This is a genomic window from Pseudomonas sp. 05N434 (assembly GCF_056396965.1).
Map to the genome: position 1 here is coordinate 1 of NZ_JBFTMK010000551.1, position 3370 is coordinate 3370.

At 61.1% G+C, this 3370-nt stretch carries 3 protein-coding genes; 1 reads left to right on the forward strand and 2 read right to left on the reverse strand.

Features of this window, described 5'->3' with window-relative positions; genetic code table 11:
* Together AC1DLB_RS25580 and norR are read right to left on the reverse strand one after the other, a co-directional pair.
* Positions 1–757, reverse strand: a 757-nt coding sequence (locus AC1DLB_RS25580) for a chemotaxis protein CheW (protein ID WP_477785878.1), incomplete at its 3' end; no start/stop codon positions are given.
* A 287-nt stretch (positions 758–1044) separates the two neighbouring features.
* Positions 1045–2598 (reverse strand): nitric oxide reductase transcriptional regulator NorR, encoded by a 1554-nt coding sequence (norR, locus tag AC1DLB_RS25585; protein ID WP_086946442.1) that lies wholly within the window; start codon positions 2596–2598, stop codon positions 1045–1047.
* 147 nt (positions 2599–2745) lie between these two features.
* Between norR and AC1DLB_RS25590 the strand changes: the two genes are divergently transcribed.
* Positions 2746–3370 (forward strand): globin domain-containing protein (locus AC1DLB_RS25590; RefSeq protein WP_477785879.1); only part of this gene is annotated, 625 nt, incomplete at its 3' end.

Genomic DNA, 3370 nt, shown 5'->3' on the forward strand with positions numbered 1-3370 from the left:
GAGAAGTCCGGGGTGAGAAGTCCGGGGTTTCGCGCAAGGTGCGGGTGAAGGCATAGCCGTCCATCTCCGACATTTCGATGTCCGAGACGATCAGGTTGATCTGCTGGGCGGTGCCTTGCAGGTCCAGCAGGCAGTCGATGGCTTCCTTGGCGCTGCGGGCGGTGTGGCATTGCAGGCCGAGGTTGCGCAGGGTGTGCACCGATTGTTGCAGTGCGACCTGGCTGTCATCGACCACCAGAATTCGCGCATTGCCCAGTACTTCAGCCTCTTCCATGCTCAGTTCGGTCGGGGCCATTTCGATCTGCGCCGGCGCAATGCCGTGGATGACCTTTTCGATGTCCAGCACCTGCACCAGCGTACCGTCGACCGACGTCACGCCGGTGATGTACGAGCGCACGCCGCCAGAGCCGAAGGGGGGTGGACGGATGTCGGTGGTCAGGCAGTGGACGATCTTGCTCACCGCCTGAACGTGCAGGCCCTGCTTGGAGCGGCTGACGTCGGTGACGATCAGACAGCCACCGTTTGGGTCTTCCAGCGGTCGTTCGCCGATGGCGCGGCTCAGGTCGATCACCGACAACGACGCGCCGCGCAGAGTGGCAATGCCTTTGACGTGGGGATGCGACTCCGGCAGCTTGGTCAGCGGCGGGCAGGGGATGATTTCGCTGACTTTCAGCAGGTTGATCGCCATCAGCTTGCCGCTGCGCAAGGTAAACAGCAGAAGCGAAAGTGAATCTGCGCGGGCTTTGTTGGAAGACATAAAAACCTTCTGTGGAAAAGGTGAGGCGATTATGAGCATCGCCAACAGCTATCGATGCCGGGTTATCGACTTGTTGGGGGCTGGCTTTAGGGGAAATGCCTATTGCCAGCCAAACGGTGACCCCTGTGGGAGGGAGCTTACCTGTGGCGAGGGGGCTTGCCCCCGTTGGAGCGCGAAGCGGTCCCTGATTTTTCCAGATAGAACTCCATCGCTGAATTCACGACCGCTTCGCGGCCGAACGGGAGCAAGCTCCCTCGCCACAAGGGTATTACTTCATTCTGGTGAAACTATTTCATGCCCAACCGCTTGGCCATTCGCCCCAGGTTCGCCCGATCCAGGCCCAACTCCCGCGCCGCGCTGGCCCAGTTGTGGTGGTGCCGTTCCAGGCAAGCGCTGATCAGTTGGCGCTGATAGTGCTCAGTGGCTTCACGCAAATCCCCTGGAATCAACTCAGCTACCGGCGCAGCGACCACGGGTTCCGCTGCCTGTTCTACGCCGCTATTGGGCAAATCCAGATCCGCCGCGCTCAAGCTGAGAATCTTCGGCCGTTGCGTGCAATTACCCAGCGCCTTCAACGCGCTGCGGCCAATCAAGTGCTCCAGTTCCCGCACGTTCCCCGGCCAACCATACCCCAACAACGCCGCTTGGGCATCGCTGGTCAGACGCAGGCTGTTGAGGCCCATGCGTGAGCGGTTTTGTTCCAGGAAGTAGCCGCTGAGCAACAGCACATCCCGACCGCGATCCCGCAATGCGGGCACCAGCAACGGGTAAACGCTCAGGCGATGATAGAAGTCGGCGCGGTAGCGGCCGCTGCGTACTTCCTCGGCCAGGTCGCGGTTGGTCGCTGCGATCAGCCGCACGTCGACCTGATGCTCCTTGTCCGACCCCAGCCGCTGCAATTGCCCGCTCTGCAGCACCCTCAGTAATTTGGCCTGCACCGCCAGCGACAGTTCGCCCACTTCATCGAGGAACAACGTGCCGCCGTTGGCCAGTTCGAACTTGCCGCGACGATCGTTCGTCGCCCCGGTGAAAGCACCGCGCACGTGGCCGAACAGTTCGCTCTCCACCAGGGTGTCCGGCAGGGCGGCGCAGTTGAGGCTGATGATAGGTTTGTCGGCCCGGGGCGACGCGGCGTGGATGGCTTGGGCCACCAGCTCTTTACCGACCCCGGTTTCCCCGGTGATCAACACAGTGAGATCGCTGCCGCCCACAAGGTTGATTTCTTCAACCAGGCGTTTGTAGGTCTTGCTCTGGCCAATCATTTCGCGGTTCTGCTGGCCGCTGGCCTGACGGTAAACCTCGGCGCGCTGATGTTCGTCTTCGGCGCGATTGGCCAGCCGTTCGATGCGCTCGGCGGCGTTTACGGTGGCGGCGGCGAGGCTGGCGAAGGCTTGCAGGGCATCCAGTTCGATCGGCTCGAAGCGCTCAGGGTCGAGGGCGTCGAGGGTCAGCAGGCCCCACGGGCGCTCGTCGATAAACAGCGGGCAGCCCATGCAGTCGTGGACTTCCAAATGCTCGTGCAGGCCATCGACCAGGCCGTCATAAGGATCGGGCAAGTCGCTGTCGGCGGCGAAGCGGGTCGGGCCGGGGCTGCTGAGCAGCGCTTCGAAGCGCGGGTGTTCGCTGACCTTGAAGCGGCGGCCGAGGGTGTCGGTGCTCAACCCGTCCACAGCCAGCGGCACCAGCCATTCGCCGTCGAGTCGCAGCAGGGCGGCGGCATCGCAAGGGAGCAGGGCGCGCATGGCTTCGAGCAGGCGCCGATAGCGCTCGCCTTCGGGCAGCTCGCGGGACAGGTCGGAGACCAGGGGCAGCAGGGTCGTGAGCAGTAATTTTGCAGTCATAATGACTCCRTGTAGTCGCTATGACTATAAAACGATGAGTGTTGATATGACTACATTGTTTTTAATTGTTTGATTTATAAGGTTTTAATTGTTGGCATGGAAACTGATAAGCAAAGGGTATTCATATAAAGCCCAGGAGTTGCTCTTATGCTTAGCGTTCAAGACCGTGCCATCGTCAAGTCCACCGTACCGCTGCTGGAAAGCGGTGGCGAGGCATTGATCACTCACTTCTACCGCATGATGCTCTCCGAATACCCGGAAGTCCGCCCGCTGTTCAACCAGGCCCACCAGGCCAGCGGCGATCAGCCTCGCGCCTTGGCCAACGGTGTATTGATGTAYGCGCGGCACATCGACCAGCTCGATCAGTTGGGCGACCTGGTGGCCAAGATCATCAACAAGCACGTGGCCCTGCAAATCCTCCCGGAACATTACCCGATCGTGGGCAGCTGCCTGTTGCGAGCCATCTCTGAAGTACTGGGCGACGAAATTGCCACGCCTGAAGTGATGAGCGCCTGGGGCGCGGCCTACAACCAACTGGCCGAAATCCTGATCGGTGCCGAAGCCAGTATCTACGACCAGAAAGCCCAGGCACCGGGCGGCTGGCGCGGCGCGCGGGAATTCATCGTGGCGGCCAAGGTCGAGGAAAGCTCGGAAATCACTTCGTTCTACTTCGAACCGGCGGATAAAGGGCCGATTCTCGCGGCCGAGCCCGGCCAGTACATCGGCATGAAACTGATCCTCGACGGCGAAGAAATCCGGCGTAATTATTCGC

Excerpts from the sequence above, each read along its gene's own strand:
- norR (WP_086946442.1), bottom strand. The coding sequence starts at position 2,598 with ATGACTGCAAAATTACTGCTCACGACCCTGCTGCCCCTGGTCTCCGAC.